The sequence below is a fragment of the Nonomuraea sp. NPDC004580 genome, assembly GCF_040609855.1.
GTDB lineage: Bacteria > Actinomycetota > Actinomycetes > Streptosporangiales > Streptosporangiaceae > Nonomuraea > Nonomuraea salmonea.
Window position 1 is genome coordinate 73,362 of sequence record NZ_JBEXLH010000007.1, and the last position, 21,877, is coordinate 95,238.

Annotated in this window: 20 protein-coding genes; 6 read left to right on the forward strand and 14 right to left on the reverse strand. The window is 72.6% G+C overall.

Going from position 1 to position 21,877, the window contains the following annotated elements; translation table 11 throughout:
• Nucleotides 1–4 precede the first annotated feature (4 nt).
• Nucleotides 5–1,756: an ABC transporter gene (locus ABZW11_RS10750; protein ID WP_355414946.1), complete on the forward strand. Its 1,752-nt coding sequence runs from the start codon at nucleotides 5–7 to the stop codon at nucleotides 1,754–1,756.
• Complete coding sequence (locus ABZW11_RS10755; protein WP_355414948.1) at nucleotides 1,753–3,405, forward strand: YfjP family GTPase; 1,653 nt, start codon at nucleotides 1,753–1,755, stop codon at nucleotides 3,403–3,405. Before ABZW11_RS10750 ends, ABZW11_RS10755 begins: the two co-directional genes overlap by 4 nt.
• Here the strand turns inward: ABZW11_RS10755 and ABZW11_RS10760 are convergent.
• From ABZW11_RS10760 to tdh, 6 genes are all read right to left on the reverse strand, one after another.
• Nucleotides 3,386–4,567: an MFS transporter gene (locus tag ABZW11_RS10760; RefSeq protein WP_355414950.1), complete on the reverse strand. Its 1,182-nt coding sequence runs from the start codon at nucleotides 4,565–4,567 to the stop codon at nucleotides 3,386–3,388. The two genes, ABZW11_RS10755 and ABZW11_RS10760, sit on opposite strands and share 20 nt — an antisense overlap.
• A gap of 23 nt (nucleotides 4,568–4,590) precedes the next feature.
• Complete coding sequence (locus ABZW11_RS10765) at nucleotides 4,591–5,460, reverse strand: hypothetical protein (RefSeq protein WP_355414952.1); 870 nt, start codon at nucleotides 5,458–5,460, stop codon at nucleotides 4,591–4,593.
• A 2-nt stretch (nucleotides 5,461–5,462) separates the two neighbouring features.
• Nucleotides 5,463–6,008 (reverse strand): RNA polymerase sigma factor, encoded by a 546-nt coding sequence (locus ABZW11_RS10770; RefSeq protein ID WP_355414954.1) that lies wholly within the window; start codon nucleotides 6,006–6,008, stop codon nucleotides 5,463–5,465.
• Nucleotides 6,009–6,069: 61 nt separating this feature from the next.
• Nucleotides 6,070–6,972 carry a LysR family transcriptional regulator gene (locus tag ABZW11_RS10775; RefSeq protein WP_355414956.1) on the reverse strand — a complete coding sequence of 301 codons (903 nt, stop codon included), beginning with the start codon at nucleotides 6,970–6,972 and terminating at the stop codon, nucleotides 6,070–6,072.
• 24 nt (nucleotides 6,973–6,996) lie between these two features.
• Nucleotides 6,997–8,172, reverse strand: coding sequence for a glycine C-acetyltransferase (locus ABZW11_RS10780; RefSeq protein WP_355414958.1), 1,176 nt, complete (start codon nucleotides 8,170–8,172; stop codon nucleotides 6,997–6,999).
• Nucleotides 8,172–9,248, reverse strand: coding sequence for an L-threonine 3-dehydrogenase (gene tdh, locus ABZW11_RS10785; protein ID WP_355414960.1), 1,077 nt, complete (start codon nucleotides 9,246–9,248; stop codon nucleotides 8,172–8,174). The genes ABZW11_RS10780 and tdh overlap by 1 nt, the downstream gene beginning before the upstream one ends.
• A 229-nt stretch (nucleotides 9,249–9,477) precedes the next feature.
• On the opposite strand from tdh, the gene ABZW11_RS10790 reads away from it, so the two are divergent.
• Nucleotides 9,478–10,617, forward strand: coding sequence for an ROK family transcriptional regulator (locus tag ABZW11_RS10790; protein WP_355414962.1), 1,140 nt, complete (start codon nucleotides 9,478–9,480; stop codon nucleotides 10,615–10,617).
• Between the two features lie 103 nt (nucleotides 10,618–10,720).
• Entirely contained in the window at nucleotides 10,721–11,923 is a 1,203-nt protein-coding gene (locus ABZW11_RS10795) for a Gfo/Idh/MocA family oxidoreductase (protein ID WP_355414964.1), read from the forward strand.
• Between the two features lie 42 nt (nucleotides 11,924–11,965).
• Here the strand turns inward: ABZW11_RS10795 and ABZW11_RS10800 are convergent, their stop codons facing one another.
• The 7 genes from ABZW11_RS10800 to ABZW11_RS10830 form a co-directional block, all read right to left on the reverse strand.
• Nucleotides 11,966–13,033 (reverse strand): SPFH domain-containing protein, encoded by a 1,068-nt coding sequence (locus ABZW11_RS10800; protein WP_355414966.1) that lies wholly within the window; start codon nucleotides 13,031–13,033, stop codon nucleotides 11,966–11,968.
• Nucleotides 13,034–13,036: 3 nt separating this feature from the next.
• Nucleotides 13,037–13,468, reverse strand: coding sequence for an NfeD family protein (locus ABZW11_RS10805; protein WP_355414968.1), 432 nt, complete (start codon nucleotides 13,466–13,468; stop codon nucleotides 13,037–13,039).
• A 73-nt stretch (nucleotides 13,469–13,541) separates the two neighbouring features.
• Nucleotides 13,542–14,711 (reverse strand): Ig-like domain-containing protein, encoded by a 1,170-nt coding sequence (locus tag ABZW11_RS10810; RefSeq protein ID WP_355414970.1) that lies wholly within the window; start codon nucleotides 14,709–14,711, stop codon nucleotides 13,542–13,544.
• 73 nt (nucleotides 14,712–14,784) lie between these two features.
• Nucleotides 14,785–15,888: a fumarylacetoacetase gene (gene fahA / locus ABZW11_RS10815; RefSeq protein WP_355414972.1), complete on the reverse strand. Its 1,104-nt coding sequence runs from the start codon at nucleotides 15,886–15,888 to the stop codon at nucleotides 14,785–14,787.
• Nucleotides 15,885–16,655 (reverse strand): hypothetical protein, encoded by a 771-nt coding sequence (locus ABZW11_RS10820; protein ID WP_355414975.1) that lies wholly within the window; start codon nucleotides 16,653–16,655, stop codon nucleotides 15,885–15,887. The genes fahA and ABZW11_RS10820 overlap by 4 nt, the downstream gene beginning before the upstream one ends.
• Entirely contained in the window at nucleotides 16,652–17,821 is a 1,170-nt protein-coding gene (locus tag ABZW11_RS10825) for a homogentisate 1,2-dioxygenase domain-containing protein (protein WP_355414977.1), read from the reverse strand. The genes ABZW11_RS10820 and ABZW11_RS10825 overlap by 4 nt, the downstream gene beginning before the upstream one ends.
• A gap of 79 nt (nucleotides 17,822–17,900) precedes the next feature.
• A complete protein-coding gene (locus ABZW11_RS10830) occupies nucleotides 17,901–18,554 on the reverse strand; it encodes a helix-turn-helix domain-containing protein (RefSeq protein WP_355414979.1) in 654 nt (217 codons plus the stop codon).
• A 74-nt stretch (nucleotides 18,555–18,628) separates the two neighbouring features.
• Between ABZW11_RS10830 and ABZW11_RS10835 the strand changes: the two genes are divergently transcribed.
• On the forward strand, nucleotides 18,629–19,249 hold the full coding sequence (locus ABZW11_RS10835) for a hypothetical protein (RefSeq protein WP_355414981.1): 621 nt from the start codon (nucleotides 18,629–18,631) through the stop codon (nucleotides 19,247–19,249).
• Nucleotides 19,250–19,289: 40 nt separating this feature from the next.
• A complete protein-coding gene (locus ABZW11_RS10840; protein ID WP_355414983.1) occupies nucleotides 19,290–20,492 on the forward strand; it encodes an FAD-dependent oxidoreductase in 1,203 nt (400 codons plus the stop codon).
• 4 nt (nucleotides 20,493–20,496) lie between these two features.
• On the opposite strand, the gene ABZW11_RS10845 is transcribed toward ABZW11_RS10840, so the two are convergent.
• On the reverse strand, nucleotides 20,497–21,747 hold the full coding sequence (locus tag ABZW11_RS10845; RefSeq protein WP_355414985.1) for an MFS transporter: 1,251 nt from the start codon (nucleotides 21,745–21,747) through the stop codon (nucleotides 20,497–20,499).
• Between the last annotated feature and the right edge of the window lie 130 nt (nucleotides 21,748–21,877).

Genomic DNA, 21,877 nt, shown 5'->3' on the forward strand with positions numbered 1-21,877 from the left:
AGGCATGGACCTGCTCGGCGCGCTCGAGTCGCTGCGGCGGCCACTGGACCGGGAGCTGTTCCCGCTGGCCGTCGGCGACGTGGCGGGCGAGCGGCGCGCGCTGCGCGACCTGACCGGACAGCTCGACGACTATCTGCTGCCGCGGCTGCGCTCGATCGACGCGCCGCTGCTCGCCGTCGTCGGCGGCTCCACGGGGGCAGGGAAGTCCACGCTGGTCAACTCGCTGGTCGGGGCCGACGTGGCCGAGCCTGGCGTGCTGCGGCCGACCACGCTGGTGCCGACGCTCGTCGTCAGCCCGGCCGACCGCTCCTGGTTCATGGGCCAGAACGTGCTGCCGGGGCTGTCCCGCGTCACCGGCGAGGGGCCCGGCGCGCTGCGCGTCGTCACCTCGCCCGCGCTCGGGGCCGGGCTCGCGCTGCTCGACGCGCCCGACATCGACTCCGTCGTGACCGCCAACCGGGAGCTGGCCGCCCAGCTGCTCGCCGCCGCCGACCTGTGGTTGTTCGTCACCACCGCCGCCCGGTACGCCGACGAGGTGCCGTGGAGCTTCCTGCGCTCGGCCCGCGAACGCAGCACCGCGCTCGCCGTCGTCCTCGACCGGGTGCCGCCCGAGGCGGTCGAGCCCGTCTCCCGCGACCTCGAACGGCTGCTGCGCGAGAACGGTCTCCAAGGCACCCGGCTGTTCACCGTGCCCGAGGCGGCGCTGCCCGACGAGAAGGCCCGGCTGCCCGTCGCCTCCGTCCGGCCCATCGCCGACTGGCTCACCGAGCTGGCCGCCGACGCCGCCCAGCGCTCCCTGGTCGTGCGGCAGACGCTCACCGGGGCACTCGACAGCCTGGCCACCCGGGTGCCGGCGCTGGCCGCCGCCGTCGAACGCCAGCAGGACGCCTTCGAGTCGCTGCGCGACATCGTCGAGGCCGCGTACGCGGGCGGCATGGCCGACTTCGACGCCGGCATGCGCGACGGGTCCCTGCTGCGGGGGGAGGTGCTGGCCCGGTGGCAGGACTTCATCGGCACCGGCGACCTCATGCGCTCCCTGGAGAGCCGCGTCGGGTGGCTGCGTGACCGGGTCGTCGGGTTCTTCACCGGGCGGGCGCCCGAGGTGCAGCTTCGCGACGCGCTGGAGAGCGGGGTCGAGGCGCTCATCAGGGGCTCTGCCGACGGCGCCGCGGAACGCGCCCTTGAGGGCTGGTCGGCCGCGCCGGGCGGTCCAGGGCTGCTCGAACGGCTCGGCGCCGTCGAGTCCGCCCGCCTCGGCCGGGCCTCCGCCGACCTCGCGCAGCGGGCCGAGGCGGCGGTGCGGGGATGGCAGGCGTACGTGCTGGACCTCGTCCGCGAGGAGGGCGCGGAACGGCGGACCGCCGCTCGCGTGGCCTCCTTCAGCGTGAACGGGGCCGGGCTCCTGCTCATGCTGGCCGTCTTCGCCTCCACCGGCGGGCTCACCGGGATCGAGGTGGGGATCGCGGGCGGCACGAGCGTGCTGTCCCAGAAGATCCTGGAGGCCGTCTTCGGCGACCAGGCCGTACGGACGCTCACCGTCCGCGCCCGCGAGGACCTGCGTGATCGCGTACGCGAGCTGCTGGCCGACGAAGCGGACCGCTTCCTCGACCTGCTGGACGCGGTCGAGCCGCCCCGCGACACCGCCGACGCGCTGCGCGCCGCCGCCCGCCGCATCCACGAGCACCGCACGGAGCTTCCGACCGCCGAACTCCCCACGTTGGGCGAGGCCCGGAGCGAGGGCGGGGAGGAGGCGTGAAGGTGTTGCGGCGTAAGGAGGGGCCGTCGCTGGACGTCCGGCTGGCCGCCCTGACCGAGGCGGCCGAGCTGGGGGCGGGGCGGTTGCCGGACGAGGTCGTGGCGGCGGCTCGGGAGGTGGCCGGGCGGGCCGGGGCGCGGCGGGAGCTGTCGCTTGAGCACACCGTGGTCGCCCTGGCCGGCGCCACCGGCAGCGGCAAGTCCTCGCTCTACAACGCCCTCGCAGGGCGGCGGCTCGCGGACGTCGGCGTCACCAGGCCCACGACCTCGACCGCCCAGGCCGCCCTGTGGGACGGCGACGGCGCCGGCCCGCTCCTCGACTGGCTGGAGGTCCCGCACCGCCACCCGGCGGGCGAGACCGGCGACCTGGCCGGGCTCGTCCTGCTCGACCTGCCCGACCACGACTCCATCCGCCTGTCCCACCGCCTGGAAGTGGACCGGCTGGTACGCCAGGTGGACGTGCTGGTGTGGGTGGTGGACCCGCAGAAGTACGCCGACGCCGCCCTGCACGAGCGCTACCTGCGCCCGCTGGCCGGGCACCGCGACGTGACGATGGTGGTGCTCAACCAGGTGGACCGGCTGCCGCCCGCCGCCGTCGACCGCTGCCTCGACGACCTGCGCCGCCTCCTGGACGGCGACGGCCTCACCGGCGTCCCGGTGCTCGCGGTCTCGGCCAGGACCGGCCAGGGCCTCGACGACCTGCGCGGCCTGCTGGCCGAGCGCGTCGCCGACCGCCGCTCGTGGTCGGCCCGCCTCTCCGCCGACCTGACGACCGCCGCCGGCCACCTCGCCACCGATCCCCACGCCACCGGTGAGCCGTCCGCGACCGCCCCTGGGCACGTGCTCGTCACCGAGCGGGAGGGGACGGGCAAGCGGCCGGGTAGGGCGGAGCGGGGGCTGACCGACGCGTTGTGCGTGGCGGCCGGGGTGCCGGTGATCGTGGAGGCGGTGGCCAAGGGGCATCGGCATCGGGCCGTGGTGGCGACCGGGTGGCCGGTGACGCGGTGGCTGAGGAGGTTCAGGCCCGATCCGCTGCGCAGGTTGCGCATCGAGGCGGGCCGGGGGAAGGACGTCGTCGGGCGGACGTCGGTGCCGGCCGCGTCGGGGGCGCAGCGGGCTCGGGTCGAGACCGCGATCAGGGACGTCGGCGAAGCTGCGGCGGACGGGCTGCCCGGCCCTTGGGCGGCGGCCGTGCGGCAGGCGGCGCGGTCGCGGGCCGGTGAGCTGACGGACGCCGTGGACCGGGTGGTGGCCACGACCTCGGCGGGCGCGACCAGGCGGCCACGGTGGTGGCGGGCGGTGAACGTCCTGCAGTGGCTGGTCTTCGGGGCCCTGCTGGCGGGGGCGCTGTGGCTGGGCGTGCTGTTCGCGATGGACTACCTGCGGCTGCCGCAGCCACCGCTCCCGACCGCCGGCGAGGTGCCGTGGCCGACGGTGCTGCTGCTCGGCGGGGCGGTGGCGGGCGTGCTCATCGCGCTGGCGGCGCGGCTGGCGGCCTGGCTGGGCGGGCGGCGCAGGGCCAGGCGTACGGCGAAGGCGCTGCGTACGGCCATCGCGCAGGTCGGCCGTGAGCAGGTGCTGCAGCCCGTGGAAGCGGAACTGGCCACCTACGCCCGCTTCACCGAAGCCGTCACCGTGGCCCGCGGTTGACCAGGGTCGCGGCGAGGGCGGCGGCCAGCAGGGCGAAGAGGGCGGCGGCGGGGAAGGGGGCCGAGGGGCCGAACCGTTCGCCCGCCACGCCGGCCGCCGCGGAGCCCAGCGCGCCGCCGATGCCGATCGCCGTGGACACCCAGCCGAACGCCTCGCCCTGGGCGGCCGGCGCGTACTCGTCCACCAGCAGGGACGACGTCGTGAGGGACGGATTGAGCACCAGCCCGCCCGCGAACAGCGCCGCCCAGAACACCGCCAGCGGCCCCGCCAGCACCAGCGGCGCGAGAACGAGCCCGAGCACGAGCAGCAGCGAGGCGAGCCGCACCGGGACGCGCGAGCGCCAGACGCGGGCACCGTACGCGGCGGCGCCCGCGATGCCGCCCAGCGACAGGGCGGCCACGAGCAGCCCGGTCGCGGCCGGTACGTCGCGGGCGGCGGCCAGCGCGGGCACGCCCACCTGCAGCGCCCCCACGACGGCCCCGAGCAGCGTGGTCACGGCCAGCAGCATGAGCATCCGCCGGTCGGCGAACACCCGCCCCCGCTGCCGGACGGCCGCGGCATGCCCCCTACGCAGCGCGCGGGCGAAGGCCAGCGTTCCCGCCCCGGCCGCCCCCGCGACCACGCCCAGCGCCAGCGACGACGAGGCCACCGCGATCAGCAGCCCGAACACCAGCGGCCCGACCATCATGGCCGTCTCCTGGACGAGGTAGACGAGGCTGTAGGCGGCCGTACGCCCCTCGGCGGCCATCCTGGCGCCCCACGCGATGCGCATGCTGACCGAGATCGGCGGCAGGCCGATGCCCGCCGCCCAGGCCAGCAGGGGCAGCGGCCACCACGGCCAGTGGGCGCGGGCGCAGGCGAGCAGCGCCAGCAGCGCCGCCACGTGCAGGAACGCCGTGCCGGCCAGCACCGGGCCGGCGCCGCGCCGGTCCATCAGCCGCCCCTGCACCGGACGCCCCATGCCCGCCCCCACCGCGAACGCCGCCGCCGTCGCCCCCGCGAAGGCCAGCGAGCCGGTGGCGTGCTGGGTCACGAGCACGATGCCCACGGGCGCCACCTGCTGCGTGAGCTGCGCCAGGAACCCGAGCACGGCCTGCGCCGCGACCCCGGGCAGGCCGAGCAGCCGCCGATAGGGAAGGCCGCCCGGCCGCTCGCGCGTCATGGGCGCAGGCTATCTTCCCAAGATCAGACGATCGGACAGCCGTACGCTGTCAGCGACTTGTCGTTCTGGAAGGTGATCTCCTCCTGCGGCATGGGGTCCTCCGAGACCCGGAGGGTGGCCACGCCCGGCTCGGTGAGGAAGCCGCCCTGCACGTGCCAGTCGCCGGGCACCGACGTGCGCAGGTCGCTGCCGTCGTCATTGCCGACGAGCGCGGCATCGGAGTACTCGTTGACCCGCACCCCGCGCTGCTTCAGCAGCCCCAGCACCTCGGTGACGCTCTTGTCGAGGTGGGGCACGCAGTTCATGGGCTCGCCCTTGGCCGTGAACGTGGTGATGGCCTGGTACTTCTCGCCCGGCCGCGCCTCACGGAACACGGTGATCTCGGCGGTCTCGGAGAAATTCTTGGGGATCTTGAAGCCGACGGCGCATCCGCCCTGCTTGTCGCACGGGCCCGGCGGGAAGATGCTCTTGATCTCCGTAAGGTGCCGCATGTCGGGTGCCTTGGGGTGGATCAGGCGTTCGTAGGCGGCGGTGCCGGGTTTCACCTCCAGCGTGACGTCGAGGCTGGCCTGGCGCAGCTCCTGCTCGTACACCTTCGGGTTGGCGTAGAGGTCCTTGACCTCGATGACGTAGTAGCCGCCCTCCTGCTCGATGCTGAGCGCGGCGGCGGGGGAGACGGGCAGCAGCCAGGTGGTGGCCGCCACGGCCCCGGCGGCGAGCAGCGCGCCCGCGGGGACGGCCATCCGCAGGTTGATGCGCCTGCGAAGCCTGGCGGGCGCGGCCTGCGGGGTCGCGGTGATCTGGTGCATCAGGTCGCGGGCGCCGTCGCTGACGGAGGTGACGGCGGGTGCGGCGAACCGGGAGACGACGTCGTGGATGTCCTGCTGAGTCATGATCAGTGTCCCTTCGCTAGGGAGACGGCACGGGTGCCGTAGGAGGCGAGGTCGGGGTCGAGGGCGGCCAGCTCCTTGGCCAGCCGCTTGCGGGCGCGGTGCAGCCGGATGCGGGCGGCGCCGCGCGAGCAGCCGAGCACCTTGGCGATCTCGGGGCCGCTGAGCCCCTCCCAGGCGACCAGCGCGAGCAGCTCCTTGTCGTCGTCGCTCAGCCGCTGGAACGCCTGGTACGCCGGGTCGTGCTCCCTGCCGGCCACCTCCCAGGTCGCGGCCTCCTCGCGGAGCCTGGCGGCCAGGGCGGTCCTGCGCTCCTCGGCGCGGAAGTGGTTGGCGAGCACGCGCCGGGCGACGCCGTACAGCCAGAGCCTGGTCTCGTGCTCCCCGCGCTGCGGGACGTCGTCCAGCCGGCGCCAGGCGGTGGTGAAGGTCTCGGCGATCACGTCCGCGATGTCGTCGGGGTCGGCACGTCGCCTGACATATGTGGCGATGGCGGGATAGTGCGCCATATATAGCTCCTCGAAGCGTTGTTCGGGCTCAGGTGGGCCCATGGTGTGGTCCTTCCGATCGGCGAACACACCCGAGGAGATGTCCGGATATGGGCGGAGTGTTTCAGCCCGTTCCGAGAGATCCGGCCACCTCGCGGAGCGCGGCGAGGAGCGGGCGCAGGAGGGGATGGGCGTCGGAGCCCCGGCGTACGGCGGCGAAGACCCGGCGTTCCGGACCCGGCGTGTGGCGGACGACGACGCCGGGCAGCGCCATGTCCCGCAGCGCCAGCCGTGGCACGAGCGCCACCCCGGCACCGGCCCCGACCAGGGCGACCACGGCGCGGAAGTCGTCGGAGCAGTGGATGAGGTCGGGCGTGAAGCCGGCCTGCCGGCAGGCGAACGTGATCACGTCGTGCACCGGGTTGCCCGGGTAGGGGCCGATCCAGGTCTCCGTCGCCAGCGAGACGAGGGTCGCCGAGCCCGCCAAGGGGTGGTCGCGGGGGAGCACCAGGTCGAACGGCTCGGCGTACAGGGGGTGGCGCGACAGGCGGCGGTCGGCGGCGTCGGGGGCGCCCCGGTATTCGACCGTGATGGTCAGGTCGGCGCGCTCGTCGAGCAGCATGGCGAGGCCCTGGTCGCCCTCGGCGTCGTGGACGCGGACCCGCACGCCGGGCGCGGTGCCGCGCAGCGTGGCGATCGCCGGGGAGAGCACGGCGCTGATGGCCGTGGCGAAGCAGGCCACCGTGACCTCGCCCGCCTCGCCCGTCGTGTACGCCGCCACCTCCGCCTCGGCCCGTTCGAGCTGGGCGAGCACCTCGTTCGCGTGGGACAGCATGATCCTGCCGACGGCGGTGAGGTGCACGCCGCGCCCGTCGCGGTTGAGCAGGCGGTGGCCCACCTCGTGCTCCAGCGCGGCGAGCTGCTGGGACACGGCGGAGGGCGTCAGGTGCAGCGCGGCCGCGGCGGCGGTGACCGTGCCGTGGTCGGCCACCGCCCGCAGCGTACGCAGCCGCCGCGTGTCAATCACGCAGCGAGGATACGCGCCCCAGGGTCAGACGGCGGTGCGGGCCTGGGTGAACGCCTCGATCACGCGGTCCACGTCCTCCGTCGAGTGCGCGGCGGACAGCTGGACGCGGATCCGGGCCTGGCCGTGCGGGACGACGGGGTAGGAGAAGCCGATCACGTAGATGCCCAGGTCGAGCAGGCGCTCGGCCATGGCGGCGGCCTCGGCGGCGTCGCCGATCATGACGGGCACGATCGGGTGGTCGCCCGGCAGGATGTCGAACCCGGCCTTCGTCATCCCCTCGCGGAAGCGCGCGGTGTTGGCGCGCAGCCGCTCGCGGGCGTCGCTGGAGGTCTCCAGCAGGTCGAGGATGCGCAGCGAGGCCGACGCGATGACGGGCGCCAGCGAGTTGGAGAACAGGTACGGCCTGGAGCGCTGCCGCAGCAGGTCGCAGATCTCCTTGCGGGCCGCGACGTAACCGCCGCTGGCCCCGCCGAGCGCCTTGCCCAGGGTGCCGGTGATGATGTCGATCCGGTCGGTCACGCCGTGCAGCTCGGGCGTGCCGCGCCCGGTGGGGCCGACGAAGCCGACGGCGTGGGAGTCGTCGACCATGACCATGGCGTCGTAGCGGTCGGCCAGGTCGCAGATCTCGCGCAGCGGCGCGACGTAGCCGTCCATGGAGAACACGCCGTCGGTCACGATGAGCCGCCGCCGCGCCTCCGACGCCTCCTTGAGCCGGGACTCCAGCTCGGCCATGTCCCGGTTGGCGTAGCGGAGGCGCTGGGCCTTGGACAGGCGGATGCCGTCGATGATGCTGGCGTGGTTGAGCGCGTCGGAGATCACCGCGTCCTGGGCGTCGAGCAGGGTCTCGAACACGCCGCCGTTGGCGTCGAAGCAGGAGCTGTAGAGGACGGTGTCCTCCATGCCGAGGAAGTCCGACAGGCGCGACTCCAGCTCCTTGTGCACCTCCTGCGTGCCGCAGATGAACCGTACGGAGGCCATGCCGAACCCCCACCGGTCGAGCGCCTCCTTGGCCGCCTCGACCACCGCCGGGTCGTCGGCGAGGCCCAGGTAGTTGTTGGCGCAGAAGTTGAGCACCTCGCGCCCGGCCACGCTGACCTGGGAGCTCTGCGGGGTGGAGATGACGCGCTCGGGCTTGAGCAGCCCGGCCTCGGTGATCTCGTCGAGCGTCGCACGCAGCTGCTCGCGAACGTTGGTGAACATCAGGCGCTCCTGTTCGTGGTCGGGGCCGCCGCTGACTCATGGGCGGCGTCCTCGCTCCAGTCGAGGATCACCTTCCCGGTACGGCCGCTCGCCGCCGTGTCGAAGGCGGCGTCGAAGTCCTGGTACGAGAACCGGTCGGTGATCACCGGGCTGAGGTCGAGCCCCTTCTCCAGCAGGACGGACATGTTGTACCAGGTCTCGTACATCTCCCGGCCGTACACCCCCTTGATGGTGAGCATCGAGGTCACCACCGTCGCCCAGTCGATGGCGAACTCCTCGGCGGGCAGCCCCAGCATGGCGATCCTGCCGCCGTGGGTCATGCTCGCGATCATGTCGCGCACGGCCACCGGGTTGCCGGACATCTCCAGCCCCACGTCGAAGCCCTCGCGCAGGTGGAGCTGGCGCATGCCCTCGGCGATGGAGGAGCGGGCGACGTTCACGGCGAGGGAGACGCCGAGCTTGCCGGCCAGGTCCAGCCGCTCGTCGCTGACGTCGGTGATCATCACGTTCCGCGCGCCGACGTGGGTGGCCACGGCCGCCGCCATGAGCCCGATCGGGCCCGCGCCGGTGATCAGCACGTCCTCGCCGACGAGCGGGAAGGAGAGCGCGGTGTGCACGGCGTTGCCGAAGGGGTCGAAGATGGCGGCGATGTCGGGGTGGACGGGGTTGCGGTGGACCCAGACGTTGGTGGCGGGCAGGGTGACGTACTCGGCGAAGGCGCCGTCCCTGTTGACGCCGAGCCCGACCGTGTTGCGGCACAGGTGCCGGCGCCCCGCCATGCAGTTGCGGCACTTGCCGCAGACGAGGTGGCCCTCGCCGCTGACGAGGTCGCCGACCGCGATGTCCTCGACGCCGGGCGCGACCTCGACGACGTGGCCGCTGAACTCGTGGCCCACGATGAGCGGCAGCTCCAGCGTGTGCCGCGCCCAATCATCAAATTTCCGGATATGCAGGTCCGTGCCGCAGATCCCGGTACGCAGGACCCGGATCTTCACCTCACCGGGCCCCAGCTCCGGCTCGGGCACGTCCACCAGCCACAGGCCAGGCTCGGCCTGGTTCTTGACCAGCGCTTTCATGACGTCGCTTCCCCCTGTCACAACCTACTGACGAGCCCCGGCCCCGTCACCCCGCCGCCCCGGGAGGGGTTCGGCGAGCGAGGCAGGACATGACGCGTCGCAACGCACTGTGCCGCTTCGGCTCGGGACGTGTCCATCGAGGAGTTCTTAAGTGCCCCCACAGCTCCGCTTCACGCGACCTCCGCACCTGGCAGAATTAGCCAACCGACTTGAGATAACCGGAGGACGGATGCAGCAGAGCGGCGACGCCTCCCTCCTGCGCAGGCTCAACTCGGCGGCGATCCTGCGCGTCCTGCGTGAGAGCGGCGCGGCCACGGTGTCCGAGCTGGCGGGTGCGGCCCGGGTGTCCAGGCCCACGGCCGAGGTCATCGTGGACGACCTGGTGGCGGGCGGCTGGGCCGAGGAGTGCGGCGAGGAGCCCGGCGACCGCAGGCGGGGGCGGCCCGCGCGGCGCTTCAGGTTCAGGGCCGCGGCAGGTCACGTGGTGGGGGTGGGCGTCGGCTCGTCCTGGCTGCGGGCGATGGTGAGCGACCTCGACGGCACGGTGGTGGCCGCCGAGCGCCTGCGCCACCACGCCTCGATGCCCGCCGCCGACCGGCTCGACGCCATCGCGGGCCTGGTCGAGGCGGTGGCGGCCGAGGCGGGGCTGCCGGTGTCCGGCCTGGCGGCGGTGGGCGTCGGCACCACGGGCACGGTCGACGGCGCCGGCCGGGTCGTCAGGAGCGTCGCGCTGGCCGGCTGGACGGGCCTCGACCTGCGGGGCGAGCTGGCCCGCAGGCTGCCCGCCCCCGTGCTGGTCGAGAACGACATGCGGCTCGCGGTGCTGGCCGAGCACTGGCGCGGGCAGGCGCGCGGCCACGACGACGTGGTCTACCTGTTCACCGGCAGCAGGCTCGGCCTCGGCCTGCTCATCGGCGGCCGGCCGCACCGGGGCGCCCATACGGCCTCGGGCGAGATCGGCCGCCAGTCGGGCGACCACTGGCTGGCCCACCGGCACGTCATCGACTACGCGCTGGCGGCCGAGCCGGGGGAGATGCGCTCGCAGCGCGAGGCCGCCGAGTTCGCCGTCGAGCGGGCACGGGCCGGTGACGAGCGGGCGCTGGCGGCCGTCCGCGCGTTCGCCCGCCACCTGGGCGACGGCCTGCTCACCGTGGTCAACCCGCTCGACCCCGAGCTGGTGGTGATCGGCGGCAGCCTGTCGAAGGCCGGTGACCTGCTGCTTGAGCCGATCGCGGAGCGGTTCGCGGACGTGTGCCTCTGCCCGCCGCCGGTGGTGGCCTCGACGCTGGGCAACGACTGCGTGGTGCTCGGCGCGGTCAGGTGGGCACTCGACCACGCCGAGCGGTGCCTGTTTACGCTGCCGGCTTGACTATCGATTGCGTGATATCGCGCGTTCAAGCCATGTATTGACCTTTTTCAGGAGATCATGCGAGATTAAAGCAAGCAACTTGCGTAAAGCGGGGAGGACGTCAGTGGAAGACCTGCGCATCGGAGTCATCGGGCTCGGCCTGCGGACCAGCATCGCCCTCGCCGCCGACCGGCCCAGCGAGGGGTCCGGCGCGGGGTCCGGCGCGGGGGCCGTCGTGACCGCCCTGTGCGACGCCGACCCCGCCGTGCTCAAGCGGCAGTCCGCGAAGTTCCCCGCGGCCGCCTTTCTCACCCAGGACCACCGCGAGCTGCTCGACCGCCCCGACCTCGACGCGATCGTGGTCAACACCCCCGACGACACGCACGAGCGGCTGGCCGTCGACGTCCTGCGCGCCGGCAAGGCCCTCTATCTGGAGAAGCCCATGGCCATCACGGTCGAGGGCTGCGACGCCATCCTGCGCACCGCCCGTGAGACCGGCACGAAACTGTACGTCGGCCACAACATGCGCCACATGGGCGTCGTCCGGCTGATGCGCGACATCATCGCCAAGGGAGTCATCGGCGAGCCCAAGACCGTCTGGGTGCGCCACTTCGTCGGCTACGGCACCGAGTTCTACTACAAGGACTGGCACGCCGACCGCACCCGTACGACGGGCCTGCTGCTGCAGAAGGCCACCCACGACCTCGACGTCATCCACTGGCTGGCCGGCGGCTACACCACCCGCGTCAACGCGCTCGGCGACCTGCTGCTCCACGGCGACCTGCCGCGCCGCGCCCCCGGCACGCTCCGGCCGGACGGCGAGTGGCTGCTGGCGGACGACTGGCCGCCCACCGCCCGCAAGGACCTCAACCCGGTCGTGGACGTCGAGGACGTCTCGGTCATGAACATGCGGCTCGACAACGGCGTCATCGCCGCCTACCAGCAGTGCCACTTCACGCCCGACTACGTGCGCAACTACACGGTCATCGGCACCGAGGGCCGGCTGGAGAACTTCGGCGACGGGCCGGGCGCCACGGTCAAGGTCTGGAACACCGGGCCGACGGGGTACCGGGACGACTGCGACATCGCGTACAAGGTGCCGGAGGCGCAGGGCACGCACGGCGGCGCGGACGTGCAGATCATGTCGGAGTTCATCAGGTTCGCGCGCGAGGGCGGGGTGACCGACACCTCGCCGGTGGCGGCCAGGATGAGCGTCGCGGCCGGTTACCTCGCCACGATGTCGCTGCGCGACGGCGGCCGGCCGTACGACGTGCCGCCGCTCGACCCGGAGCTGGCGGCGTACTTCGACGGCGGTCAGCAGGCATGAGAACGCCGCCCGCCTCATCGGCGGGCGGCGCGTCGTGGACGGTCAGCGGTGCTCGGCCTCGGTGGGCTTCTTGTCGAGGCCGGAGAACGGGGCCGGCTCCTCGGCGGCCTGGGTGAGCTGGCGCGGCCCGTCGGCCTCCTGGGCGTCGGCGACCGCCTCGGCCGCCGCCTCCGCCGCCTTGGCGACCTCCTCGTCCGCGGCGGAGGTCTCAGGCAGGTCCTCCCTGGTCGCGGTGCGGGGCAGCGCCTCGGTGAACGCCTTGGAGACGCCCTGCAGCGCCGAGGTGACCTCGCTGGGGATCACCCAGAACGTGTTGCCGTCGCCCTGCGCGAGCTGCGGCAGCACCTGGAGGTACTGGTACGCGAGCAGCTTGGGATCGGGGTCGTTGCGATGCACGGCCTGGAAGACCTGGTCGATGGCCCGCGACTGGCCCTCGGCCTCCAGGATCGCGGCGGTGCGCTGGCCCTCGGCGCGCAGGATGCGGCTCTGCTTGTCACCTTCGGCGGTGAGGATCTGCGACTGCCGCTGGCCCTCGGCGTTGAGGATCGCGGCCCGCTTGTCGCGCTCGGCCCGCATCTGCTTCTCCATCGCGTCCTTGATCGTCTTCGGCGGGTCGATGGCCTTGATCTCGACGCGGTTGACGCGGATGCCCCACTTGCCGGTGGCCTCGTCGAGCACGCCGCGCAGCTGGCTGTTGATGGTGTCGCGGGAGGTGAGGGTCTTCTCCAGGTCCATCGAGCCGACGACGTTGCGCAACGTGGTGACCGTGAGCTGCTCGACCGCCTGGATGTAGTTGGCGATCTCGTACGCCGCCGCCCGCGGGTCGGTGACCTGGAAGTACAGCACGGTGTCGATCTCGACGACCAGGTTGTCCTCGGTGATGACCGGCTGGGGGCGGAAGGAGACGACCTGCTCACGCAGGTCGATCATGGGGTAGACGCGGTCGATGTACGGGATGACGAAGTTGAGACCTGGCTTGAGCGTGCGGTGATAGCGGCCGAGCCGCTCGACGTTGCGCGCCCTGGCCTGCGGGATGATGCGCACGGCCTTGAGCATCGTGATCACCGCGAACAGGATGACGAAGATTCCGACCAGCAACAGCGGGTCCATGGATCACTCCCGGGGATACACGAGGGCGGTGGCCCCCTCGATCTCGATGACGTCGACGGTCGCCCCTGCGGGAATCACCAGGGTCTCGTCGTAGGCGCGCGCCGACCATTCCTCGCCCCCGATGCGCACGCGACCGTCTCTGCCCGTCACCTCGGAGACGACGTAGGCGGGCTTTCCGACGAGTGCTTCCACGCCGAAACGCTGCAACGGCGGATGTTTGATATAGCGCATCGCGATCGGCTTGAGCACCAGCAAGCCGGCGGTGGACGTCACGGCGAAGAGCAGTAACTGCAAGGGAACGGGCAATCCGACGGCCGCGCCGGCAGCGGTGAGCAGCGCGGCGACGCCGAGCAGACCGAGGGACGCCGTCAAAGTGAAGATTTCGGCAACACCGAGGACGATCGCAAGGATGACCCAGATGATCCATTCGTCCATGTCCGGCCCTCCTCAAGGTATAACGGGCCCGCACTCTTACCTGGTTCCCCCACTGTCTACGGTAATCCTGATATCAACCCCTCGGTACCAGCACGTTATCCGCGCCCTTTCCCAGGAGCGCACTGCCCTGGCGCCATTTCTCCCACGGGAGTTGCCAGAAGCCCCACCCGTTGTGCCATTCGAGCGGCCGGTCGGTGCCGGTGATGAGCACCGGGTCGCCGCGCAGCGAGGTGGCGTAGAACCAGGCCGCCTGGTCGGGCCGGGCGTTGACGCAGCCGTGGCTGACGTTGGCCCGGCCCTGGGCCCACACGTTGTCCTTGGCGTGGACGTATTCGCCGCTGTCGGAGATGCGGACGGCGTGGTCGATCATCAGGTCGTAGTAGCCGGGGTCGCCCTCCTCGCGGCCGGGGGAGATCATGCGGACCGGGTTGCCCTTGTCCATGGTCAGGTGCCAGCCGCTGGTCGTGGTGTATTCGACGGTGGTGGCCATGCCGGCGCTGATGGCCAGGCGCTGGGCCACCCGGCCGTCGCGGGTGACGACCATCTGGTGGGTCCTGGTGTCGATGGTGCTGGTCTGCCTGCGGCCGACGGTGAAGGCGAAGGTGGTGTCGGTGGCGCCGTAGAGGCCGTCGCCCGCGCGTACGCCGGCCAGGTGGGCGGTGACCGTGACCTGCTGCCTGGGCGTCCAGAAGCGGCGGGGACGGTAGGCGACCCGGGTGTCGCTGAGCCAGCGCCACGCCCCCTCGACCGGGGCCGAGGCGCGCACTTCGAGCGCCTCTTCGACGGCGGCGCGGTCGCTGACCGGGGTGTCGAAGTCGATGATGACCGGCATGCCGACGCCGACGGTCTCGCCGGGCAGCGGCGTGATGCGGGCCACCTGGAACGTCGTGTCGACGGCGCGGGTGCGGACGCGGCCCATGGCGACGGTGGCGGGCGCGCCCTCACGGGTGGCGGTGGCGGTGACCGTGTATTCGGTGGCGGGCTTGAGCGTCCAGTCGGTGCGCCACGTCGTACGCGACCCGTCGAGCCGCCCCGGCACCGGCTCGCCGGCCTGGTAGACGAGCACCTGGCTGAGCGTGCCGCCCTGGGCCCTGACGACCAGGCCGCGGTCGGGCCGCGCCCGTTTGGTGTCGAACGGCGGCCAGACCCGCACGACGGGCGGCGCGGAAGGGGTGGCCGCGGTGACGGACGTGCAGCCGCAGACCAGGAGGAAGGCGACACAGAACATCGCGGCACGACGCATGTGACTCCTGCTTTCCGAGGGAGAGGGAGATCCCAGGGTAGCGGTGAGTCACGATGCAAGCACGTCGAGTCACTTATCCGACAGTTCCGGAAACCTCCCCCAGGGCCAGCCCGCCCGCGGCGGCCCTGATCGTGACCGTGTCGCCGTCCTGGAGGAACGTCCGCGTCTCGCCGCCCCGCAGCTTGATCGGGTCGGTTCCGTTCCAGGTCAGCTCCATGAGCGAGCCCCGCTGGTCGCGCTCAGGGCCGGAGATCGTGCCGCTGGCGAACAGGTCGCCCGTCCGCAGCGTGGCCCCGTTCACCGTCAGGTGCGCGAGCATCTGGTCGGGCGTCCAGTACATCCCCGCGTAGGGCGGCCGGGAGATCACCTCGCCGTTGAGCAGCACCTCCAGCGTGATGTCCAGCCCCCAGTCGGCCCGGCGGCGCAGGTAGGGGGCGGGCTCGGGGTCCTGGGCCCGGCCGGGGACGCGCGGCAGCGCCTCCAGCGGCGTCACCCAGGGCGAGATCGACGTGGCGAACGACTTGGCCAGGAAGGGACCCAGCGGGACGTACTCCCACGCCTGGATGTCACGCGCGCTCCAGTCGTTGACCAGCGTCACCCCGAACACATGCTCCTCGAACGGCCCCGCCGGCTCGCCGGGCTCGGTCGGCACGCCGACCACGAACCCCAGCTCCGCCTCGATGTCGAGCTTCTCGCACGGACCGAACCTGCCGGGGCCGAGCTGCCCGCTCGGCCGTCTGACCGGCGTGCCCGACACCACGACCGTGCCCGCCCTGCCGTGGTAGCCGACCGGCAGGTGCCGCCAGTTGGGCTGCAGCGGCTCCTGGCCGGGGCGGAAGATCTGGCCGATGGCGCTCGCGTGCTCGATCGAGCAGTAGAAGTCGACGTAGTCGGCCACCTCGAACGGCAGGTGCAGGCGGACCTGGTCGAGCGGGATCAGGTGGGCCTCGGTGACGGACAGGTCGGTGGCCAGCTTGTTGCGGATCAGCTCCCTGGTGGCGTGCCAGGCCGCGCGGCCCCGCGCCATGAACGGGTTGAGCGAGGGCGCCGCGAACACCTCGTCGTGCAGCGCGGGGGCCAGGTCGAGCACCTTGTCGCCGTACCTGACGCCGACCCTGGGCCGCTCTCCCGGGCAGGAGAAGACCCCGTAGGGCAGGTTGTCCACACCCCAGCTCACCGATCCTCCTCCTCGATCAGTCCGAGCGCGCACAGGTCGTCGAGCGGCGCGGTGGTGTTGCAGGAGCCGTAGCTGACCAGCAGCCGCCTGGCGCGGGCGGCCGTCTCGTCGGACACCGCGCGGGCCATGCGGACGAGGTGGCCGACGTCGGTGGAGCGCAGCGCGGGCGTCGGGTCGCGGCCCTCGACGGCCTCGCAGACGGCCAGCAGCAGGTTGAGGAAGCCGTGGCGGTCGACGCCGAGCGAGGGGTCGAAGTGGCGTACGGCGTGGTGCAGCCCGGCGGTCGCCTTGAACGGGATGCCGTTGTCCGCGCACGACTTGATGAACTGCGCGAGGTGCTCGACCGGCGGGAAGTCCTCGGCCGCCGCGCCGCCGCAGCGCACCTTGAGCCCGGTGTTCGGCGGCAGGTCACCGGCGGTCTTGTGCGCGGGCACCTCGGCGAACAGCCGCACGCCCTCCGGCAGCCCGAGCCGGTCGGCCAGCGCCTCGATCGTGCTGTCGGGCGGCAGCTTCGTCTCGACGAAGTCCACCGGCAGGTCGCCGAAGTCGGGCAGGTCGGCGGTGTCGGCGATGAGCCCGATGCGGCGCGGCCGGTAGTCGGCGCCGCGCAGCCGGTCGAGCCGGCTGGCCGGGCAGAGGAAACGGTGGGTGAGCACGTCGCTGCCGTGCTCAAGGTCGCGCCGGTTGCGGGCCAGCGCCTCGGTCATGTGCAGGGACGACGGCGGGAACAGTCCGGCGTCGTCGACGAGTGCGGCGTAGAGCTTCATCGTGCCCAGGTCCAGGCGTATCCGGGGTCCTCGCAGGACAGAGCGCCCTGTCCGAGGTCGAGCGGGCGGAACGTGTCGACCATGACGGCCATCTCGCTCGTCACGGTGACGCCACGTGAGACGGCGTCGATCACCGCCTCCACGGCGCCGGGCTGCGGCCCGTGCGTGAAGCCGGCGGGATGCAGCGAGATCGACCCGACGTCGATGCCGGAGCCGGCCCGCGCGGAGTAGTCGCCGCCCACGTAGAACATGAACTCGTCGGAGTCCACGTTGTGATGGTTGTACGGGATCGGAACCGCCTCCGGGTGGTAGTCGAGCGGCCGGGGACAGAACGAGCACACCACGAACCCGGGCCCCTCGAAGGTCTGGTGCACGGGCGGTGGCGCGTGCGTCTTCTTCACGATCGGCTCGAAGTCCTCGATGTTGAACGCGTACGGGTAGAGATAGCCGTCCCAGCCGACCACGTCGAACGGGTGGTGGCGGTAGACCAGCCGGGTCAGCCCGCCTCGCGTGCGGACCAGCACCGGCACCTCCTCGCCCGAGACGACGTGCGGCTCGGTGGGCGCGCGCAGGTCGCGCTCGCAGTAGGGGGCGTGCTCAAGGAACTGGCCGTACTGCGACAGGTAGCGCTTCGGCGGCCTGATGTGCCCGGACGCCTCGATGGCCAGCACGTTGACCTGGCCGTCGGGCACCCAGCGGTGGATGGTGCCGGTCGGGACGATCACGTAGTCGCCCTCGCCGGCCTCGATCACCCCGTAGGTGGACTCGAAGCGGACCCGTCCCCGCTGCACGTACACGCACTCGTCGCCCATGGAGTTGCGGTAGAGCTCGCTCGGCCGGTCGCTGGTGGCGTACGACAACCGGACGTCGGCGTTGCCCGCCAGCACCATGCGCCCGGTGACGAGGTCGCCCGCACCGGCCAGTTCCTGAGTGCGGAAGTGGCGGGGCGAGAGCGGCAGGTTGGGCCGCAGCGTCGTCTCCACGGCCGGAGTGACGGCGTCGGCCTTGACGATGGCGGTCGGCAGGTGGCGGTGGTAGAGCAGCGAGGAGTCGGACGAGAAGCCCTCCTCGCCCATCAGCTCTTCGGCGTACAGGCCGCCGTCCGGCCGTCTGAACTGCACGTGCCGTTTTCGCGGCACCTCTCCCACGACGCGGTAGTACGGCATCCACCCCTCCACTGCTGTCCGGTTATCGGACGGAAGTGTCCTCTATCTGGAACAACCGTCCGCCATCAGCCTGGAGAAGTCAACTCGGTCCAGTGGTCAGTTCGGCGGCCAGCTCGGCGGCGGCCGCGACCACGCGCGGTCCCGTGGACTCCTCCAGCGGCCCGAACGTCACCACCCCCACCGACGCCTCCAGCCACGGCAGCCCGGTGACCGGCGCGGCGACGCCACGTGCCCCCTCCTGCAACTGCCCCTCCGTGACGAAGTAGTCGTGCCTGTGGTCAGGCCGGCCTTCGCGCAGCGCCAGGATGGCCCGCCCCGCCGCGCCTCTGCCCAGCGGATGGCGCGAGCCCTCGCGGTAGGCCACGTGCATGTCGGTCCACGACGGCTCCACGACCGCCACGGCCAGCCCGTCGTCGCCCTCGGCCACGGTCAGGTGCGCGGTCGCGCCCACCTGCTCGGCCAGCCGCCGCAACGTGGGCGTGGCCGCCGCGCGCAGCAGCGGCTGCACGGCCTGGGCCAGCGCCAGCACCCCGAACCCGAGGTGCACCCGGCCCTCGGAGTCCCTGCGCACGAAGCCCTCGCCCTGCAGCGTGGTCAGCAGGCGGTAGACGACGGGCCTGCTCAGCGACAGCTCGCCGCTCAGCTCGGTCGGCGTGCGCCCGCCCTTCCCGTCGGCGAGCAGGCGCAGCAGGCGGAGCCCGCGTTCGAGGGTCTGAGCGGATTCTGCGGCCATGCGACCGATTATCCAGTGGTGACGCCGCCCTGCTTGAGGGGTACGTAAGGGCAGGGAAGAGCCGGGGGGTAAACATGCGGCAATGGTGGGTTCTCCTGCTTGCCGGGGTGGCGCTGTGCGTGCTGTCGCCTGCCATGCCGCCGTTCACCGCGACCCTGGTCAACCAGGCCTCGCTCACCACCCCCGCGAGCCCGAGCCTGGTCGAGGACACCTTCTACGTCACGCAGGGCATCGAGGTCAGCCGGACGCTGCTGCCCCGCGCCAAGGGCGTCACGTTCCGGCCCGCGTACCTCGCCTCCGGCGTCCGCGTGGACGGCGGCGGCCGGCTGTCCGGCAGGCCCGAGCGCCCCGGCACCTACGCCGTGCGCGTGGGCGTCTGCTCCGGCGGCTCCTGCCAGGAGGAGAGCCTGACGCTCGTGGTGCTGGCGAACGTGCCGTGGGAGCCGCGCGAGCTGACCTTCCCCGGCCGGGCCGGCACGCCGCTCGACGGCGAGATCGGCGTCAACGGCGGCCCTAGCGGCGTGGTGCCCACCTTCACCGTCACCGACCAGGACAAGGTGCCCGCGGGCGTGGCCATCGGGCCCGACGGCCACGTGGGCGGCGTCCCGGCCGCGGCGGGCATCTCCGAGGTGCCCGTACGCATCTGCGTGGCGGGTAACTGCGCGGGCGTGGTCGTCCGGCTGATCATCGTCTGACCCTCTTGCGGGGGCCGGGGTTTGCGGTCACCGTGGAGGCATGAAATCGGTCATTGTGGTCGGATCCGGTATTTGGGGGTCGTCCTTGGCGTTGCGGCTGGCCGAAACCGGCTGGCAGGTGACGCTGGTGGAGCAGCACAGGCCGGGGCACGTACGGCAGGCCAGCGCGGGCGAGACGCGGCTGCTGCGCTGCTCGCACGGCGACGACGACTGGTACGCCCGCCTCGCCTGGCAGGCCAGGGAGGGCTGGCTGCGGCTGGGCGAGCGGGCGGGCGAGGACCTGTACGTCGAGTCGGGCATGCTGTGGTTCGCCAGGAAGCCGGACGGGTGGGAGCACGCCAGTGCCCAGGTCCTGAAAAATCTGGACATCGAGTGTGAGGTGCTCGACCCGGCCGACGGCCGCCGCTTCTTCCCCGACTTCCGCGGCGACGACCTCAGCTTCCTGCTCTGGGAGCCGAACGCCGGCGTGCTGCGCGCCAGGCGGGCCACCCAGGTCACCGCCGCGCTGGCGCAGGCCGCCGGGGTGCGGCTGGTCAGGGCGCGGGCGGTGCCGGTGACGGGGGACACGTTGCGGAACACGGCGGGGGACACGGCTGGGAACACGGCTGGGAACACGGCTGGGAACACGGTGGGGAACGCGGCGCCGTACGGGTGCGCGGTCGAGATCGACGGCGAGACGCACCACGCCGACCGGGTGGTCTGGGCGTGCGGCGCGTGGCTGCCCGAGCTGTTCGGCGGGCTGCCGATCACCGTGACCAAGCAGGACACCCTGCACTTCGCCGCGCCGCCGCAGTGGTCGCTGCCCGAGACGCCGGCCTGGGTGGACCACGGCGCCTCCGCCTACGGGCACGGCGACGTGGACGGCGTGGGCATGAAGGCCACCTCCGACGCCGAGGGGCCGCCGTACGAGCCCGAACACGGCCCGCGCGTCGTGGACCCTGGTAGCGTCGAGCAGGCCCGCGGCTACCTGCGGCGCCGCTTCCCGAGCCTGGCCGAGCTGCCGGTGCTGTTCACCCAGGTCTGCCAGTACGCGCTGACGCCCGACGCCGAGTGGCTGCTGGCCGAGGTGTCGCCCGGCGTGTGGGTGCTGGGCGGCGACTCGGGGCACGGGTTCAAGCACGGCCCCGCGTGGGCCGGTTACGTGGCGGGCGTGCTGGACGGCGCGTACGAGCCGGAGCCGCGTTTCGGCGACCACCCGCGCACGCCCAGCCGCGGCCTGCGGACCAGCGGCCAGACCTGGTGAGGCGTCACGCCTGGGCGACCGGAGCGGCCGGCTGAGGCGCGCGCAGGTTGCGCACCCCCGGTGAGAACAGCGCGGCCAGCGTCGAGAGCAGGACGAGGACCGCGCAGCCCAGCAGCGCCTGCTGGGTGCCGAACACCGCCGCCGCGGGCCCGGCGAGCAGCAGCCCGATCGGGCCGAACATCAGCGAGCCGAGCACGTCGTACGAGCTGACCCGCGACAGCGCCTCAGGCGGGACCTCGCGCTGCATCGTCGTCTGCCACAACACGCCGAACACGTCGAAGCAGACGCCGAGCACGAAGGCCGCGCCCACGATCGCCCAGAGCGGCGCGCCGACCCCGAGCGTCACGTAAGGCAGGGCGGTCGGCAGGCAGAGCAGCACCGCGACCAGGATGGGCCGGCGCGGGCGCACCCGCAGCGAGACCAGCACGCCGATGATCGTCCCCACGGCCTCGCCGGTCAGGAACGCCGACCAGGCGGCGGGCCCGCCCAGCGACTCCTTGGCCATCAGCGGCCCGAGCACGCCGTGTCCGGCCTGCACGGCCATGACCAGCAGCGAGAACTGCGCGACCACCACCCAGATCCACTGCCGCGAGCGGAACTCCCGCCAGCCGTCGCGCAGGTCGGCCAGCACCGAGTGGGCCTCCTGGCGGGCCCGCTCGCCGGGCTTGAGCCGCAGGTTGGCGATCAGCAGCCCGGCCACCGCGAACATCGCGCCGCTCACCACCAGCGCCCAGCCGCCGCCGAACAGCACGACCGTGGCGCCGCCGAGCACCGCCCCCGCCACGCGGGAGGCGTTGGCGCCGAGGCCGAGCAGCGCGTTGCCGGTCTGCAGCCGGTCGGCGGGGACGACCTCGGGGATGATCCCGGTCAGCGCGGGGTACGTCACCGCGCTGGCCACCCCGGCGAGCGCGGCGGCGGCGGCCAGTGCGCCCAGCGGGGTCCAGCCGGTGAGCAGCATGACCGCCAGCGCGAAATAGCCGGTCGCGAGCAGGAACTCGCCGGCCATCATCACCCGCTGGCGCGGGAGGCGGTCCGCGATCACGCCGCCGATCAGCATGAACGAGATCATCGGCAGCGACTGCGCGGTGAGCACCACCGACAGGGTCGTGGCGGTGGCGCCGGGCAGGTTCAGGACGCCGAACGCCAGCGCGACGGGCGCGAACGAGCTGCCCAGCATGGAGATGGTCCTGGCGGCCAGCAACAGGGAGAAGCGGCGGTCACGGAGCAGCCCGAGATCGCCAAGAAAGGAATGCACGCCACTCAACCCCCCGCTTTATGCCAAACTCCGCCATTCTGTCGCAGTTCACCGGCTCTGTCGCGGGATTAAAGGCCGGTGTACGGCGTCGACAGCGACGGTTACAGGCCGTGGAGAAATGGGGGAAGAA

What these genes read in the sequence shown, in the direction of transcription:
- ABZW11_RS10825 (WP_355414977.1), bottom strand. Translation starts at nt 17,821, where the DNA reads ATGCCGTACTACCGCGTCGTGGGAGAGGTGCCGCGAAAACGGCACGTG.
- ABZW11_RS10760 (WP_355414950.1), bottom strand. Translation starts at nt 4,567, where the DNA reads ATGACGCGCGAGCGGCCGGGCGGCCTTCCCTATCGGCGGCTGCTCGGC.
- ABZW11_RS10820 (WP_355414975.1), bottom strand. Translation starts at nt 16,655, where the DNA reads ATGAAGCTCTACGCCGCACTCGTCGACGACGCCGGACTGTTCCCGCCG.
- ABZW11_RS10840 (WP_355414983.1), top strand. Translation starts at nt 19,290, where the DNA reads ATGAAATCGGTCATTGTGGTCGGATCCGGTATTTGGGGGTCGTCCTTG.
- ABZW11_RS10835 (WP_355414981.1), top strand. Translation starts at nt 18,629, where the DNA reads ATGCGGCAATGGTGGGTTCTCCTGCTTGCCGGGGTGGCGCTGTGCGTG.
- ABZW11_RS10790 (WP_355414962.1), top strand. Translation starts at nt 9,478, where the DNA reads ATGCAGCAGAGCGGCGACGCCTCCCTCCTGCGCAGGCTCAACTCGGCG.
- ABZW11_RS10830 (WP_355414979.1), bottom strand. Translation starts at nt 18,554, where the DNA reads ATGGCCGCAGAATCCGCTCAGACCCTCGAACGCGGGCTCCGCCTGCTG.
- ABZW11_RS10800 (WP_355414966.1), bottom strand. Translation starts at nt 13,033, where the DNA reads ATGGACCCGCTGTTGCTGGTCGGAATCTTCGTCATCCTGTTCGCGGTG.
- tdh (WP_355414960.1), bottom strand. Translation starts at nt 9,248, where the DNA reads ATGAAAGCGCTGGTCAAGAACCAGGCCGAGCCTGGCCTGTGGCTGGTG.
- ABZW11_RS10810 (WP_355414970.1), bottom strand. Translation starts at nt 14,711, where the DNA reads ATGCGTCGTGCCGCGATGTTCTGTGTCGCCTTCCTCCTGGTCTGCGGC.
- ABZW11_RS10805 (WP_355414968.1), bottom strand. Translation starts at nt 13,468, where the DNA reads ATGGACGAATGGATCATCTGGGTCATCCTTGCGATCGTCCTCGGTGTT.
- ABZW11_RS10770 (WP_355414954.1), bottom strand. Translation starts at nt 6,008, where the DNA reads ATGGGCCCACCTGAGCCCGAACAACGCTTCGAGGAGCTATATATGGCG.
- ABZW11_RS10780 (WP_355414958.1), bottom strand. Translation starts at nt 8,172, where the DNA reads ATGTTCACCAACGTTCGCGAGCAGCTGCGTGCGACGCTCGACGAGATC.
- ABZW11_RS10750 (WP_355414946.1), top strand. Translation starts at nt 5, where the DNA reads ATGGACCTGCTCGGCGCGCTCGAGTCGCTGCGGCGGCCACTGGACCGG.
- ABZW11_RS10765 (WP_355414952.1), bottom strand. Translation starts at nt 5,460, where the DNA reads ATGACTCAGCAGGACATCCACGACGTCGTCTCCCGGTTCGCCGCACCC.